The organism is Litorihabitans aurantiacus (genome assembly GCF_030161595.1).
In the GTDB taxonomy this organism is placed as follows: Bacteria; Actinomycetota; Actinomycetes; order Actinomycetales; family Beutenbergiaceae; genus Litorihabitans; species Litorihabitans aurantiacus.
Genome location: NZ_BSUM01000001.1, coordinates 609,226 through 624,368, shown reverse-complemented (window position 1 = coordinate 624,368; position 15,143 = coordinate 609,226). Strand labels below are relative to the sequence as shown.

At 74.8% G+C, this 15,143-nt stretch carries 16 protein-coding genes and 1 pseudogene; 11 read left to right on the top strand and 6 right to left on the bottom strand.

Annotation, left to right across the window (positions count from 1 at the left end):
• The first annotated feature begins 120 nt into the window (after nucleotides 1–120).
• From QQK22_RS18505 to purE, 3 genes are read left to right on the top strand one after another with little or no spacing between them, the layout of a single operon-like run.
• Nucleotides 121–738 carry an ATP-grasp domain-containing protein gene (locus QQK22_RS18505; protein WP_348525466.1) on the top strand — a complete coding sequence of 206 codons (618 nt, stop codon included), beginning with the start codon at nucleotides 121–123 and terminating at the stop codon, nucleotides 736–738.
• Nucleotides 705–1,202, top strand: coding sequence for an ATP-grasp domain-containing protein (locus QQK22_RS18500; RefSeq protein WP_348525464.1), 498 nt, complete (start codon nucleotides 705–707; stop codon nucleotides 1,200–1,202). Before QQK22_RS18505 ends, QQK22_RS18500 begins: the two co-directional genes overlap by 34 nt.
• Nucleotides 1,199–1,732, top strand: coding sequence for a 5-(carboxyamino)imidazole ribonucleotide mutase (purE, locus tag QQK22_RS02930; protein ID WP_284249264.1), 534 nt, complete (start codon nucleotides 1,199–1,201; stop codon nucleotides 1,730–1,732). The genes QQK22_RS18500 and purE overlap by 4 nt, the downstream gene beginning before the upstream one ends.
• A 27-nt stretch (nucleotides 1,733–1,759) precedes the next feature.
• Here purE and QQK22_RS02925 read toward each other — a convergent pair whose 3' ends face one another.
• From QQK22_RS02925 to QQK22_RS02905, 6 genes are all read right to left on the bottom strand, one after another.
• Complete coding sequence (locus QQK22_RS02925; protein WP_284249262.1) at nucleotides 1,760–2,314, bottom strand: GtrA family protein; 555 nt, start codon at nucleotides 2,312–2,314, stop codon at nucleotides 1,760–1,762.
• Nucleotides 2,311–2,955: a sensor histidine kinase gene (locus tag QQK22_RS18495; RefSeq protein ID WP_348525463.1), complete on the bottom strand. Its 645-nt coding sequence runs from the start codon at nucleotides 2,953–2,955 to the stop codon at nucleotides 2,311–2,313. The genes QQK22_RS02925 and QQK22_RS18495 overlap by 4 nt, the downstream gene beginning before the upstream one ends.
• An 11-nt stretch (nucleotides 2,956–2,966) precedes the next feature.
• Nucleotides 2,967–3,632 carry a hypothetical protein gene (locus tag QQK22_RS18490; RefSeq protein WP_348525461.1) on the bottom strand — a complete coding sequence of 222 codons (666 nt, stop codon included), beginning with the start codon at nucleotides 3,630–3,632 and terminating at the stop codon, nucleotides 2,967–2,969.
• A gap of 52 nt (nucleotides 3,633–3,684) precedes the next feature.
• On the bottom strand, nucleotides 3,685–4,368 hold the full coding sequence (locus tag QQK22_RS02915; RefSeq protein ID WP_284249260.1) for a response regulator transcription factor: 684 nt from the start codon (nucleotides 4,366–4,368) through the stop codon (nucleotides 3,685–3,687).
• Between the two features lie 66 nt (nucleotides 4,369–4,434).
• Complete coding sequence (locus QQK22_RS02910) at nucleotides 4,435–5,475, bottom strand: adenylate/guanylate cyclase domain-containing protein (protein WP_284249258.1); 1,041 nt, start codon at nucleotides 5,473–5,475, stop codon at nucleotides 4,435–4,437.
• Nucleotides 5,476–5,547: 72 nt separating this feature from the next.
• On the bottom strand, nucleotides 5,548–6,489 hold the full coding sequence (locus tag QQK22_RS02905; RefSeq protein WP_284249257.1) for a biotin--[acetyl-CoA-carboxylase] ligase: 942 nt from the start codon (nucleotides 6,487–6,489) through the stop codon (nucleotides 5,548–5,550).
• A gap of 47 nt (nucleotides 6,490–6,536) precedes the next feature.
• Between QQK22_RS02905 and QQK22_RS02900 the strand changes: the two are divergent.
• From QQK22_RS02900 to dapD, 8 genes and pseudogenes are all read left to right on the top strand, one after another.
• A pseudogene (locus QQK22_RS02900) lies at nucleotides 6,537–8,142 on the top strand (acyl-CoA carboxylase subunit beta).
• Nucleotides 8,139–8,384 (top strand): acyl-CoA carboxylase subunit epsilon, encoded by a 246-nt coding sequence (locus tag QQK22_RS02895; RefSeq protein ID WP_284249256.1) that lies wholly within the window; start codon nucleotides 8,139–8,141, stop codon nucleotides 8,382–8,384. The pseudogene QQK22_RS02900 and the gene QQK22_RS02895 overlap by 4 nt, the downstream one beginning before the upstream one ends.
• A gap of 250 nt (nucleotides 8,385–8,634) precedes the next feature.
• Nucleotides 8,635–10,305, top strand: a complete 1,671-nt coding sequence (locus QQK22_RS02890; protein ID WP_284249255.1) for a DUF885 domain-containing protein — start codon at nucleotides 8,635–8,637, stop codon at nucleotides 10,303–10,305.
• Nucleotides 10,306–10,307: 2 nt separating this feature from the next.
• Nucleotides 10,308–10,745 (top strand): Maf family protein, encoded by a 438-nt coding sequence (locus QQK22_RS18485; RefSeq protein WP_348525459.1) that lies wholly within the window; start codon nucleotides 10,308–10,310, stop codon nucleotides 10,743–10,745.
• Nucleotides 10,634–11,029: a Maf family protein gene (locus QQK22_RS18480; protein WP_348525626.1), complete on the top strand. Its 396-nt coding sequence runs from the start codon at nucleotides 10,634–10,636 to the stop codon at nucleotides 11,027–11,029. Before QQK22_RS18485 ends, QQK22_RS18480 begins: the two co-directional genes overlap by 112 nt.
• A gap of 192 nt (nucleotides 11,030–11,221) precedes the next feature.
• Nucleotides 11,222–13,090: an acetyl/propionyl/methylcrotonyl-CoA carboxylase subunit alpha gene (locus QQK22_RS02880; protein WP_284249254.1), complete on the top strand. Its 1,869-nt coding sequence runs from the start codon at nucleotides 11,222–11,224 to the stop codon at nucleotides 13,088–13,090.
• A gap of 5 nt (nucleotides 13,091–13,095) precedes the next feature.
• Nucleotides 13,096–14,058, top strand: a complete 963-nt coding sequence (locus QQK22_RS02875; protein ID WP_284249252.1) for an NUDIX domain-containing protein — start codon at nucleotides 13,096–13,098, stop codon at nucleotides 14,056–14,058.
• A 94-nt stretch (nucleotides 14,059–14,152) separates the two neighbouring features.
• Entirely contained in the window at nucleotides 14,153–15,142 is a 990-nt protein-coding gene (gene dapD / locus QQK22_RS02870; protein ID WP_284249251.1) for a 2,3,4,5-tetrahydropyridine-2,6-dicarboxylate N-succinyltransferase, read from the top strand.
• The last annotated feature ends 1 nt before the right edge of the window (nucleotide 15,143 follow it).

Below are 15,143 nucleotides of genomic sequence, written 5' to 3'. Positions count from 1 at the left end.
CCCGGCGCTCGACGGCGGCTCGACGGTGGACGACGACACGGACCTCCCGCGCCGCTCGGTAGGCTCGAGCACCATGACCTCCCCCGTGTCGCCGTCGTCGGCGGCGGCCAGCTCGCCCGCATGATGGCCCAGGCGGCCGTCGGTCTTCAGGTCCACGTCACGGCGCTCGTGGAGTCAGCGACCTCCTCGACGGCGCAGGTCGTGCCCGATGCGGTCGTCGGCCGCGCCGACGACCCGCAGGCGCTGCGGGCACTGGCCGAGAGCGCCGACGTCCTCACGTTCGAGCACGAGCACGTGCCGAACGCGGTGCTGACCGACCTGCGGGCGGCGGGCCACGCCGTCGAACCGGGCCCGGACGCCCTGGTGCACGCGCAGGACAAGGTCGTGATGCGCCGCCGGCTCGAGGACCTCGGCGTCCCGTGCCCGCGCTGGCGCGAGGCGGCCGGGGTCGAGGACGTCCTGGCGTTCGGCGACGACGTCGGCTGGCCGGTCGTGGTCAAGACTCCGCGCGGCGGCTACGACGGCAAGGGCGTGCGCGTGCTGGAGCGGGCCGAGGCGCAGGCCTGGGACCTCGACTGGTCCTGGCCCGTGCTGTGCGAGGAGAAGGTCCCCTTCACGCGCGAGCTCGCCGTCCTCGTGTCGCGCACCCCGAGCGGCGAGGTCCGCACCTGGCCGGTGCTGCAGACGATCCAGCGCGGCGGCGTGTGCGCCGAGGTCCTCTCCCCGCACCCGACCTGAGCCCGACGGCGGCGCGCCAGGCCGAGGGCGTCGGCCGCCTCGTGGCCGAGGGCCTGGGCGTCACGGGCGTGCTGGCCGTGGAGATGTTCGACGTCGACGGCGAGCTCGTCGTCAACGAGCTCGCGATGCGCCCGCACAACTCGGGCCACGTGACGATCGACGCTCACACGACCTCGCAGTTCGAGCAGCACCTGCGCGCCGTGCTCGACCTCCCGCTCGGGGACACGGCGCAGCGCGCCCCGCACGCCGTCATGGCCAACCTCCTGGGCAGCGGCCTGGACGACCCGACCGACGCCTACCCCGCGCTGATGGCCGAGCTGCCGCACGTGAAGGTCCACCTCTACGGCAAGGAGGTGCGGCCGGGGCGCAAGCTCGGCCACGTCACCGTCGTCGGGGACGATCTCGAGACCTGCCGCCGCGACGCCGCCCGCGCGATCGCCCACCTGAACGGGGAGCTCCGATGACCGACGCGACCGCACCCGCACCGACCGGCGCACCCGTCGTCGGCATCGTCATGGGCTCGGACTCCGACTGGCCCACGATGGAGGCCGCGGCCACCGCGCTGCAGGAGCTCGGTGTCGCCGTCGAGGTCGACGTCGTCTCGGCCCACCGGATGCCGACCGAGATGATCGACTACGGCCGCACGGCCGCCGACCGCGGGCTGCGCGTCATCGTCGCCGGTGCCGGCGGCGCGGCGCACCTTCCCGGCATGCTCGCCGCGGTCACTCCGCTGCCCGTCATCGGCGTCCCGGTGCCGCTGGGGCACCTCGACGGCATGGACTCGCTGCTCTCGATCGTGCAGATGCCCGCGGGCGTCCCGGTCGCGACCGTGTCCATCGGTGGGGCGCGCAACGCCGGTCTGCTCGCGGCGCGCATCCTGGGCGCCGGCACGGACGCCGAGTCGCTCCGGCTGCGGACGGCGATGCTCGCGTTCCAGACCGAGCTCGCCGACGTGGCGCGCGCCAAGGGCGAGAAGCTGCGCGCCTCGCTCTGACGGCGCCGCGTCGGCAGCCCGCAGCCGTCAGGATCGGCGCCGCCGGAAGGTCCACGCGCGGTTCACCAGGAAGTTGAGAGGCACCGTCAGCGCGATCGCGATCAGCTGCGCCCAGTACTCGCGCGAGCGCAGGCCCACGTCCTCGGTGAACCACGCCTGCGACAGGTGGACGGGCGAGGTCGGGTTGGTCAGGGCGATCTTCAGCGCGAGGCCGACGACGGCGGCGGCAGCGCCCACGCACACGAACCGCCACAGGCCCGACCACCACGACTCCGGCGAGACGCCCCGGAACGTCCAGGACCTGTTGAGCTGGTAGTTCACGACGACCGAGACGGCGAACCCCACGATCCAGACGGCCGCCGTGAAGCGCACCGCCAGGTCCGTCCCCGGGATCGCGAGCAGCACCTCCTGCGCGTTCCGCGTCCCCCCGTTGAGGCGGTTCATCGCGATCGCGACCGCCATGTTCACGACGACGCCGATGCCACCGACCACGGCGAACCGGATCAGCTGCACGAGCGGGCGCGCACCGCGCGAGCCCTCGGGCGCGGTGTCGGAGCCGGGCGCGGGGACGGTTCCGGTCACGGGCGACGGCGGCGGCGACCGACCGCCACGAGCGCCCCCGGCGGCAGCACGCGGTCGGGGTCGAGCTGCGTGGGAACGGCGCTGAGGAAGATCTGGAACGTCGCCGGCACGGCCTTCGCGAGCTCGAGCTTCCCGCCGTCGGAGGCCACCAGGTCGCGCGCGAGCGCGAGCCCCAGACCCGTGCTCGACCCGCCCGAGACCGACCGCTCGAAGATGCGCGGCGCCAGGTCCGCGGGCACGCCGTCGCCCTCGTCGGCGACCTCGAGCACCACCGACTGCCGGGCGGACGCGGGCCGCGCGGCGACACGCGTGGTGCCGTCGCCGTACTTCAGCGAGTTCTCCAGGAGGGTCGCGAGGACCTGGGCGAGCGCACCGGGGGTGGCGAGCACCGACGTCGTGCCCGCCGCCTCGAACACGAGCGCCCGGCCCGCCTTGGCGTAGGTCGGACCCCACTCCTTCTCCTGCTGGGCGAAGACGTCGCGCAGCAGGACCACCTCGGTCGTCCCGCCGGCCGACTTGCGCGAGCTCTTCAGCAGGTCGTCGACGACGCCGACCAGCCGCTCGACCTGCTCCAGCGCCACCTTCGCCTCGGTGCGGACCTCCTCCTCGCCCGCCATGAGCTCGATCTCCTCGAGCCGCATCGACAGCGCGGTCAGCGGCGTGCGCAGCTGGTGGGAGGCGTCGGCGCTGAACTGGCGCTCGGCCGCCAGACGCGCGGCGAGCCGGTCCGAGGTGCGGCCCAGCTCGGCGGCGACGAGGTCGATCTCCTCGATGCCCGACTCCTCGGTGCGCGGCCGGACCTGGCCGGACCCGAGCTGCTCCGCGCTCGCGGCGAGGTAGATGAGGGGGCGGCGAGGCGCCTGGCCTGGTAGCGGGCGACGACGACCGCGGCCGCCGTCGCGACGATCGCCGCGAGCGCCACGAAGATGACGACCTGGGCCATCCGGAGCGCCATCGCGTCGCCCGAGATGGCGACGCGGACGTCGGCGCCCGACGCCGTCGGGACGACGCGGACGACCGATCGGGCCGGCATCTCCGGGCCGACCTCGACCACCGATCCGCGCGCGGGAGTCACCTCGATGCTGAGCGTGAGGGCGTCGCCCTCCTCGACCCACGGCAGGAGCTGGTCGGTCGTGATCGGCTCGTTGATCGAGGCGCGGCGCTCGACGGCGCGCGCGATGGCCTGCGCGCGAACCGTGAGGTTCTCCTCGATCGAGTTGCGGACCGTGATGGCGCTGAGGATCGCCACGGGCGCGCCGATGAGGACGACGGCGACCAGGACGGCCGCGATCGTGGCCTGGAGCAGGCGGCGCTGCACGTCTCAGGCCCCCGGGGCGCACGCGCGGCGTGCGGCGTGCGCCGGACCACGGCTACGCCGTCGTCGCCTCGAAGCGGAAGCCCATGCCGCGCACGGTCGCGATGTAGCGCGGCGAGCCGGCGTCGTCACCGAGCTTGCGGCGCAGCCACGACACGTGCATGTCGAGGGTCTTGGTCGAGCCGGTGGGGTCGGAGGCCCAGACCTCGCGCATGAGCGACTCGCGCGAGACGACGGTGCCGGCCTCGCGCACGAGCACGCGCAGCAGGTCGAACTCCTTCGCCGTCAGCTGCAGCTCGCGCTCGCCCTGGAAGGCGCGGTGGGCCGAGACGTCGACGCGTACGTTCTGCGCGAGCAGCTCGTCCGTCTCCTCGCCCTCGACACCGGCGCGGCGCAGGAGCGCCCGCACCCGGGCGAGCAGCTCGGCGAGCCGGAACGGCTTGGTCACGTAGTCGTCCGCGCCGGCGTCGAGGCCGACGACGAGGTCGACCTCGTCGGCGCGCGCCGTGAGGACGAGGATCGGCGTGGTCATGCCCTGGCTGCGGATCCAGCGCGCGACGTCGAGACCGTCCATGTCGGGCAGACCGAGGTCCAGCACGAAGAGGTCGGCCGTGGCGGCGCCGTCGATGGCGCCGCGGCCGGTCCCGTGGACGGAGACCTCGTAGCCCTCGCGCGTCAGCGCGCGGGCCAGGGGCTCGGCGATGGCCGGGTCGTCTTCAGCAAGGAGAACCTTCGTCACACGTGCATGCTAATGCCATCGGCTCACCAAGACTGCACATCGGGCACGCCTGGTCCACGACCGGCATCAGGTCGCCGAACGACTGAGCAGCACCGGCTCGACCGGGCCGATGCCGGACACCTGCGCGGTCGGCAGCGAGAGCGCGACCACCTCGGCGCGGATGGCCGGATCCGTCTCGGCCAGCGCCCACGTGATCTCGTCGGTGAGGATCTGGCCCGCCTCGGCGATGTCGGCCAGGCGCGCCGCGAGGTTGACGGTGGGCCCGAACACGTCGCCCGAGCGCGACAGCACCCGCCCCCAGGTGACGGCGCCGTGGACCTCGAGCGGCACCGGACCCTCCGCGTAGGAGTCCACGAGGCCGAGCGCGACCTCGAGCCCCGTGGGAAGGTCGTCGGCGACGAACAGGACGCCGTCGCCCATCGTCTTGACCACGCGCGCGCCCGCCTCGGTGATGACGTCCCGGGCACGCTCCTCGAAGGTCGCCACGAGCTCGCCGAGACCGGCGGCCCCCAGGCCGGCCGCGCGGGTGGTGTAGGAGACGACGTCGACGAAGCCGGTCGCGCGCTCGAGCGGCAGGGCGTCGCGGTCGTCGGTCGTGCCCGCCCGGCCCACGGACTGCTCGGTGCGTGCCAGCAGCGCCAGGAGGTGCCGCCGCCAGGCGTGGTTGCTCAGGGCCTCCAGCGCGTCGACCGCCTCGCCCACCGTGTCGAGCACCACGAGGCGGGCCGAGACGTCGTCGAGGCCCCAGCGCCGCTCGGCGTCCTCGACCAGGGTCTCGAGCTGCCAGACCGCGATCCGGTCGGCGGAGTGGGCGGCGGCGCGCACGACGGTGCGCAGCGCGGTCTCGGTCATGCCGGTGGTCTCCGCGAGGCTCACGGCCGCGCGCAGCGCCTCGACGTCGGCGTGGGTGAACGTCCTGCGCGAGGCGGGGACGCTCGCGAAGCCGAGGACCCGCCAGAACTCGAGCACGCGCGCGGCCGTCGTGCCGGTGAGTCGGGCGACCTCGTAGGCGTCGAGGTGCGGCGTCTCCCCGAGCAGCAGGCGCGTCTGACGCTCCAGCGTGCCCGGCTGCGACGCCTCCGCGTCACTCGCACCGATGTGGCCCACGTCACGCGATCCTACGCCCCGACCGCCGCCGCGTCCCACGGCGGTGCTGGTCTCGGCTGGTCCGAGTGGACCTCAGCGGCGCCGCGCGCGGGTGACGTCACCGGCGGCGACGGCGTGGGTGGCGCCGTCGGGCGTGCGGACCAGGAGCCGGCCGTCCGGGGCGAGGGCGACGGCGGACCCCGTGAGGGTGGCGCCGCCACCGGCGCCGTCACCGAGGCCGAGGTCGACGGCGACCTCGCGGCCGAGCGTGTCGGTCACCGCCGCGACGCGCGGGTGCAGGGCGGCGAACCCGCCGTCGTCCCACTCCCCCACGAGCGCCACCAGGGCGCGACCGACGGCGAGGGTCACCTCGCGCGCGGTCACGTCCGTCCCGGCGAGCGCCAGCGAGGTCGCCCACGGCACGGCGAGCGACGCGCGATCCTGGGTCACGTTGACCCCGATGCCGAGCACGACGGCGTCGCGGCCGGGGACGGCCTCGGCCAGCAGTCCGGCGAGCTTGCGCGAGTCGCCCCAGCCGGGGACGTCCTCGATCTCGACGCCGCCTGCGGGGCGGAGCACGACGTCGTTGGGCCACTTCAGGGCGGGCACGACGGCGGTGCCGGCGCCTCGACCGGTGTCGACGGCGTCGGCATCGACCCTCAGCAGTTCCGCCACCGCGGTCACGACGGCGAGCCCCGCCACCAGCGCGAGCGTCGGCCACTCCGCGCGCGGGCGCCGCGGGCGCAGCACCACCGAGAACGTCGCGGACGATCCGGGCGGGGTCTCCCAGACGCGGCCGGCACGCCCGCGGCCGGCGTCCTGGTGGTCCGTGCGCAGCGCCGACAGGTGCGGCCAGGCGTGCTCGCCGTCGTCACCCTCCGCCTGCACGGCCGCGACGAGGTCCGAGCTCGTCGAGCCCGTCCGCGCCACCTCCACGAGGCGGGCGAACGGGTGGTCGACGCCTGCGCCGTCGGGCGGGTGGGTCGTGGGCTGCGAGGGGTCGTGCGCGAGGTCGTGCGGGGCCTGTCGAGTCACGCCGTCAGCCTGCCACCGGTAGCCTGCCCTGCGTGAGTGACACCAGCGTGGGCGCGGGCGAGCCGCCCGTCGACCCGATCGACCTGACCACCACCGCCGGGAAGCTGGCGGACCTGCACGCGCGCGTCGCCGCAGGGATCGACGGCCCCGCGGAGGTCGCCGCGACCAAGCAGGGGGCTCGGGGCAAGGGCTCGGCCCGCTCGCGGATCGACGCGCTGCTGGACGAGGGGTCCTTCACCGAGATCGACGCGTTCGCGCGCCACCGCGCCACCGCCTTCGGCCTGGCCGCGCGGCGTCCGTACGGCGACGGCGTCGTCATCGGCCACGGCAGCATCGACGGCCGCCGCGTGTGCGTCTACAGCCAGGACTTCTCGGTCTTCGGCGGTTCGCTCGGTGAGGTCCACGGCGAGAAGATCGCCAAGATCCAGGACTTCGCGCTGCGCACCGGCGTGCCCCTCGTGGGCATCAGCGACGGCGGTGGCGCGCGGATCCAGGAGGGGGTGGCCGCGCTGACGCAGTTCGCGGAGATCTTCCGGCGCAACGTCGCGGCCTCGGGCGTGATCCCGCAGATCTCCTCATCCTCGGCCCGTCCGCGGGCGGCGCGGTGTACTCCCCCGCGCTGACCGACTTCATCGTCATGGCCGACAAGACGTCGAACATGTTCATCACCGGACCGGACGTCATCCGCGCGGTCACGGGCGAGGACGTCGGGTTCGAGGAGCTCGGCGGTGGCCTCACGCACAACGAGCGCTCCGGCGTCGCGCACTACCTCGCCTCCGACGAGGCCGAGGCGTTCGACTACGTCCGCGCGCTGCTGGCCTACCTGCCCTCGAACAACCTGGCCGACCCGCCCACCTACGAGGAGGAGGCGGACCTCGGGCCGAGCGAGTCCGACGTCGCGCTCGACACGCTCGTTCCGGACTCGGACAACCAGCCCTACGACATGCGCGCCGTCGTCGAGGCCGTTCTGGACGAGGGGGTGCTGCTCGAGGTGCAGCCGCTCTTCGCGAAGAACGTGCTGGTCGGGTTCGGGCACGTCGAGGGCCGGTCGGTCGGGATCGTGGCGAACCAGCCGCAGGTCATGGCGGGCACGCTCGACATCAACGCGGCCGAGAAGGCGGCGCGGTTCGTGCGCACGTGCGACGCGTTCAACATCCCCGTGCTGACGTTCGTGGACGTGCCGGGCTTCCTGCCGGGCACGGACCAGGAGTGGAACGGGATCATCCGCCGCGGCGCGAAGCTGATCTACGCCTACGCCGAGGCGACGGTCCCGCTCGTCACGGTGATCACGCGGAAGGCCTACGGCGGTGCGTACATCGTCATGGGCTCCAAGCAGCTCGGGGCCGACGTCAACCTCGCGTGGCCGACGGCGCAGATCGCCGTCATGGGCGCCTCCGGTGCCGTCAACATCCTGCAGCGGGGGCGCTGAAGACGGTCGCGGACGCCGGGGGCGACGTCGAGGCCGAGCGCACGCGGCTCGTGGACGAGTACAACGACGCCATCGTCAACCCGTGGGAGGCGGCCGACCGCGGCTACGTCGACGCGGTGATCGCGCCGTCGCAGACCCGGGCCCAGGTCACGCAGGCCCTGCGCGCCCTGCGGACGAAGCGGGCCGCGCTGCCGGCGAAGAAGCACGGGAACATCCCGCTGTGAGCGCCGACGAGTCGCCGACGGCGGCGCCCGCGCTGGTGCGCGTCGTACGCGGGACGCCGGACGCCGTCGAGCTCGCCGCGCTCATCGCGGGCCTGAGCGCGGCGACGGCGGCCGGCGGCGCCCAGGAGCCGGCCGAGGCGGTGCGCCACCGCTGGCAGGACCGCTCGCACGCCCTGCGCGGCGGCTCGCGCGGGCTGCCCGCCCGGGGCGCGAACGCCTGGCGCTGGTCCCTGCACCCCTGACGAGAGCTTTTCTGACGTACCGCGAGAGCTTTGCGGACGTACCCGGAGAGGTTCGTCGACGTACCCCGGAGAGGTTCGTCGACGTACCCCGGAGAGGTTCGTCGACGTACCCCGAGAGGTTCGTCGACGTACCCCGAGAGGTTCGCCGGACGCCGGCAGGGACAGGCGCCGTCGGCAAACCTCTCGGGGAGGGTCCACAAAGCTCTCGCGAAGGGGTGGGCGGGCGGGGCGTCGGCGGTCGCACGTAGGGTTGTCGCGTGACCGAGACCCCCGCACCCCGACCGAGATCGACGCCGTCGCGGACGCCTACGTCGACACCCTCGCGAGCCTCAGCCCCATCATGCGCACGAGCCTCGGCCTGCCCGGTGACCACACCAGCTTCGACGACGTCTCCCCCGCGGGCCTGGCCACGCTCGACGCCGAGCGCACCGCCGTCCTGGGGAAGCTGTCGAAGCTCACCCCGGCCGACGCCGTCGACGAGGTCACGAAGGCCGCCATGCTCGAGCGGATCGGTCTCGAGAGCGAGCTGTACGACTCCGGCGAGAGCTTCGCGACGCTCAACGTCATCCACTCCCCGCTGCAGACCACGCGCGACATCTTCGACCTCATGCCCACCGACACCGCCGCGGACTGGGACGTGGTCGCCGCCCGCACGGCGAGCGTGCCCGACTCCCTCGCCGGGTACGTCGAGTCGCTGCGCGAGGGCGCGGCGACCGGCGTCGTCGCCGCCCGCCGCCAGGTCGAGGCCGGGGCCGGGCAGGCCGACGAGCTCGCCGGTGACACCTCCTTCTGGAGCGACCTCGCCCGCCGCGGCGCCGAGGCAGGCGGTGACGCCGCCGCCCTCGAGGCCGGTGCGAACGCCGCCCGCGCCGCCTACGCCGACCTCGCCCAGTTCCTGCGCACCGAGCTGATCCACCGCGCGCCCGAGGCGGACGCGGTCGGCCGCGAGCGCTACACGCTCTTCTCCCAGCAGTTCCTGGGTGCCCGCATCGACCTGGACGAGACCTACGACTGGGGCCGCGAGGAGCTCGCGCGCATCGTCGCCGAGCAGGAGGCCACCGCCGTCGAGCTCTACGGCGCGGGGACGTCGCCGCAGGAGGCGATGGAGCGTCTCGACGCCGATCCCGCCCGCCAGCTGCACGGCACCGACGCGCTGCAGCGGTGGATGCAGGAGACGTCCGACGCCGCCGTCCTCGCCCTCGCGGACACGCAGTTCGACATCCCCGAGCCCGTGCGACGCCTCGAGTGCTGCATCGCCCCGACGCAGTCCGGCGGCATCTACTACACCGAGCCGACGGCGGACTTCTCCCGCCCCGGCCGCATGTGGTGGTCGGTGCCCGCCGGTGTGACGGAGTTCGGCACCTGGCGCGAGAAGACGACCGTCTACCACGAGGGCGTCCCCGGTCACCACCTCCAGATCGGCCAGACCACCTACCGCAGCGCGCTGCTGAACTCCTGGCGCCGCCTGGCCTGCTGGGTCAGCGGGCACGGCGAGGGCTGGGCGCTGTACGCCGAGCGCCTGATGGCCGACCTCGGCTTCCTCGACGACCCGGCCGACCGGATGGGAATGCTCGACGGTCAGCGCCTGCGCGCCGCCCGCGTGGTGCTGGACATCGGCGTCCACCTCGGCAAGGACGCCCCGGCCGACCTCGGCGGCGGCACGTGGGACGCCGAGAAGGCCCGCACGTTCCTGTTCGCCAACGCCAACATGGCCCCCGGGTTCCTGAACTTCGAGCTGGACCGCTACCTCGGCTGGCCCGGTCAGGCGCCGTCCTACAAGGTCGGCCAGCGCCTGTGGGAGCAGATCCGGGACGAGCAGGCCGCGCGCGAGGGTGCCGCGTTCGACCTCAAGGCGTTCCACCGCCGCGCGCTCGACGTCGGGTCGGTCGGCCTCGACGTCCTCGCGCAGGCGCTGCGCTGACCGTGGCCGCACCCACGCCCGGCTCCACCCCCGATCGTCGACGCCGCAGCCGCGACCGCACGCACGTGCGGCTGGTCCTGGCCTCGGCCTCGCCGGCCCGCCTCGCACTCCTCACGGCCGCCGGCATCGTGCCGCAGGTCGTCGTCTCCGACGTCGACGAGGAGGCCGTGCTCGCGGCGGAGCGTCGACGCTCGATCACCGACCTCACCGTTCCCGAGCAGGTCGCCGTCCTCGCCCGGGCGAAGGCCGAGGCCGTCGCCCGGGAGCTCCCGCCCACGGACGCGCACGACCTCCCCGGCTGGTGCTCGGCTGCGACTCGCTGCTCGAGATCGACGGCGAGGCGCACGGGAAGCCGCACACGCCCGACCGCGCCACCCGCGCGTGGCGCTCGATGCGCGGCCGCACCGGTGTCCTGCACACCGGCCACCACCTCGTCGTGAGCGGCCCCCCGCTGGCGGGTGACGGGCGCCCGCGCCGTCGCCCCCGCAGCGGCGTGAGCAGCACGGGCGTCCGGTTCGCGGACGTCACGGACGCCGAGATCGCCGCGTACGTCGCGACGGGGGAGCCGCTGCAGGTGGCGGGTGCCTTCACGATCGACGGTCTCGGCGGCGCCTTCGTCGAGCGGATCGACGGCGACCACCACGGCGTCCTCGGCCTCAGCCTGCCGCTCCTGCGGCACCTGCTGGCCGATCTCGGCATCCCCTACCCCGCGCTGTGGACGTGACCCGGCTGGAGACTCTCCACGAGTGACGCGCCGCTACACCCGGCCTCGCGGCCCGCGCGTTGTGGGAACCCTCCAACACCCGGTCACCGCACCTGCCGCCCCCGACAGACTTCCCGGCGCGCGGCCAGGCGCGTTGGGTGCGGCAGCCGCCCGGGACTACCGTGGCCCGGACCGCGAGCAACAGGAGTGTGGATGACGTCCGACGTGAGCGTGCCCGCGGGCACCACGACCAGCACCGCCGACGGCCTCGACCGCGTGCACCGACCCGTCTCGCGCGTGCTGATCGCCAACCGGGGCGAGATCGCGGTCCGCGTGGTGCGCGCCGTGCGCGACGCCGGCCTGGTCTCGATCGCCGTCTACTCCGACACCGACCGCGACGCACCCTTCGTCCGGCTCGCCGACGAGGCCTTCGCCCTGGGCGGCGTCCGCGCGGCCGAGACCTACCTCGACCCCGCGAAGATCCTCGACGTCGCACGCCGCTCGGGCGCCGACGCGGTCCACCCCGGCTACGGCTTCCTGTCCGAGAACGCCGACTTCGCCCGCGCCGTCGGCGACGCGGGCCTGACCTGGATCGGCCCGAGCCCGGCCGCGATCGACGCGCTGGGCGACAAGGTCTCCGCGCGCCACATCGCGCAGGCCGCGGGCGCCCCGCTCGTGGCGGGTACGCCGAACCCCGTGGGCGACGCCGACGAGGTCGTCGCGTTCGCGCGGCAGCACGGCCTCCCGGTGGCCATCAAGGCGGCCTTCGGCGGCGGCGGCCGGGGCCTCAAGGTCGCGACCACGCTGGAGGAGATCCCCCAGCTGTTCGAGTCCGCCACGCGCGAGGCGGTGGCCGCGTTCGGTCGCGGCGAGTGCTTCGTCGAGCGGTTCCTCGACCGCCCCCGCCACGTCGAGACCCAGTGCCTCGCGGACGCCTACGGCGGCGTCGTCGTCGTCTCGACCCGCGACTGCTCGCTGCAGCGCCGCCACCAGAAGCTGGTGGAGGAGGCCCCCGCCCCGTTCCTCACCGACGAGCAGAACGCCGAGCTGGTCCGCGCCTCGCAGGCGATCCTGCGCGAGGCCCGCTACGAGGGCGCCGGCACGTGCGAGTTCCTCATCGGGTCGGACGGCACGCTGTCCTTCCTCGAGGTCAACACCCGCCTGCAGGTCGAGCACTGCGTGACGGAGGAGGTCTCCGGTGTCGACCTCGTGCGCGAGCAGCTCCGGATCGCCGCCGGCGAGCCGCTCGGTTACACCGAGGTCGCCACGCGTGGCCACAGCATCGAGTTCCGCATCAACGGTGAGGACCCGGCCGCGAACTTCCTGCCCGCCCCCGGCACGGCGACCACGGTCACCTGGCCGGGCGGCCCGGGCGTCCGCATCGACGCCGGGATCGCCCCCGGCGCCGTCGTCTCGGGCAACTTCGACTCGATGCTCGCGAAGATCGTCGTGACCGGGGCGACCCGGCAGCAGGCGATCGAGCGCGCCCGCCGCGCGCTCGGCGAGGCGGAGATCGTCGGTCTGCCGACGGTCCTGCCGTTCCACCGCGCGGTCCTGCACGAGCCCGCCTTCGCGGGTGAGCCGGGCGAGGTCCAGACCGACCTCGGCGTGTGGACCACCTGGATCGAGTCCGAGATGGCCCCCCGTCTCGCGGCCCTGACCTCCACCTCCGGCGCGACGCCGTCACCCGAGGCGGGCGACGACGTCGAGGTCGAGCGCGTGGTCGTCGAGGTGGGCGGCAAGCGCCTCGAGGTCGTGCTGCCCGCGAGCCTGGGGAGCCTCGGGGGCGTGCGCGCCCGCGCCGCGCGCCCCGGGCGTCCCCGCGCCGTCGGACGCCCGGGCGGCGCCGCGCCCGCGGCCGGCGGCGCCTCCCTCACCTCCCCGATGCAGGGCACGATCGTCAAGGTCGCCGTCGCCGAGGGCGACACGGTGGCCAGCGGCGACCTCGTCGTCGTGCTCGAGGCGATGAAGATGGAGCAGCCGCTCCTCGCCCACCGCGACGGCGTCGTGACGGGCCTGAAGGCGAGCCCCGGCGCCGGCGTCACGGCCGGCCAGGTGCTCTGCGAGATCGCCGCACCGTAGCTCTCGTGCGCAACGCCTTCGACGCCTGGGTGGAGTGCTCCTGCGGTGCGCGCCACTGGGGCCTCGGCGGCGCCGCGGGCCTCGCGCTCGTCGACGTCGCGTCCCGTGCGGTCGCGCTGCAGCTGCGCTCCGAGCGCAGCCACCACGGCGGCACCTGGGGTCTGCCCGGCGGCGCGATCGGCACCGGTGAGACTCCGCTCGCCGGCGCGCTGCGCGAGGCGGCCGAGGAGGCGGACGTCCGGCCCGCCGACGTCCGGCCCGTCCTGACGCGCGTGCTCGACCACGGCGAGTGGTCGTACACGACCGTCCTGGCCCGCACGCTCCGGTCCGCCACGGGCGGCGGTCGCCCCACCCTCACGGCGCTCGACGGCGAGTCCGCCGACCTGCGGTGGGTGGATCTCGACGCCGTCGCCGACCTCCCGCTGCACCCCTCGTTCGCCGCCGCCTGGCCCCGGCTGCGCGCGCTCGCGCTCCTGGACCCGGTCCTCGTCGTCGACGTCGCGAACGTGCTCGGAGCGCGTCCGGACGGCTGGTGGCGCGACCGCGCCGGCGCCAGCGCCCGGCTGCTCACCGCGCTGGCGGGGGCTCTCGGGACCCCCGGTGGCACCGGTGCCGTCACCCCCGCCGACGACGGCGGCGTGCCGGCCGGGTGGTTCGGCCTCGACGCGCTCGATCCCGAGGTCGCCCGCGCGTGGCCGCGCACCGTCGCGGTCCTCGAGGGAGCGGCGCGCGATGCCGCGCCGCCCGAGCAGCCACCGTCGCCGTCCTCCGTCCCCGCGCCCGCGCTCGAGCTCGTCCGCGCCCCCGGGTCGGGTGACGACGCGGTCGTGGAGGCCGCCGAGGCCGCCTCGGCGACGGGCGCCACCGTCGTCGTCGCGACAGCCGACCGCGGCCTGCGGGCCCGCCTGCCCGCGGGCGTGGCGGTCGTCGGCCCCGGCACGCTGCGCGACCTCGTCGACCGCCGCTGAGGCGCTCCCGACATACTCGGGCGCCCGCGCAGGACCCGCCGCACACCGGCCGGACACCGGGGTGTCCCTGTGTCGCCCCACGTATCCTGGAGGCATGACGCGCACCGCCTGGGGCATCGGCCTGGCCACCACCTCCGAGATCGACCACGCGGTCCTGGAGGCCTGGTACCCCACCCCCGCGCTCGGCGAGCCGGGGACCGCGAGCCCCTGGGACGTGCCCGCCGAGATCGGCGCCCTCGAGGTCGTCGACCCCGTGCGCCGGGTGCGCCGCGACGTCGTGCGGACCGAGATCGACCTCGACGCCGCCCCCGCCTCGGCGGCCGACGCGTACCTGCGCCTCCACCTCCTCTCGCACCGGCTCGTGGCGCCGAACACGATCAACCTCGACGGCATCTTCGGCGCCCTGGCGAACGTCGTGTGGACGAGCGCGGGTCCGTGCTCGCCGGTCGAGTTCGAGCTCACCCGCGCCCGGCTGCAGGCGCGCACGCCCGGTCTGAGCGTCCACGGCGTCGACAAGTTCCCCCGCATGACCGACTACGTCGTGCCGTCCGGCGTCCGCATCGCCGACGCCTCGCGCGTCCGTCTCGGCGCGCACCTCGCCGCGGGCACCACCGTGATGCACGAGGGCTTCGTGAACTTCAACGCCGGCTCGCTCGGCGAGGCCATGATCGAGGGGCGCGTCTCGCAGGGCGTCGTCATCGGTGACGGCACCGACGTCGGCGGCGGCGCCTCGATCATGGGCACGCTCTCGGGCGGCGGGAAGCAGCGGGTGAGCATCGGCCGCCGCAGCCTGCTCGGCGCGAACGCGGGTCTCGGGATCAGCCTGGGCGACGACTGCGTCGTCGAGGCCGGCCTGTACGTCACCGCCGGCACGAAGATCAGCCTGCTGGGCGACGCCTCGTCCTACGACGTCGACCTCACGGACGCCGCGTCCGACGGCGAGGGCCACCCCGTCGTCGCCGCGCACCTGCTGTCGGGCCTCGACGGCCTCCTGCTGCGCCGCCACTCGCTCACCGGCGGGGTGCAGGCGCTGCCCCGCGCCGCGCGCGCGGTCGAGCTCAACGCCGCGCTGCACGCGCAGTAGC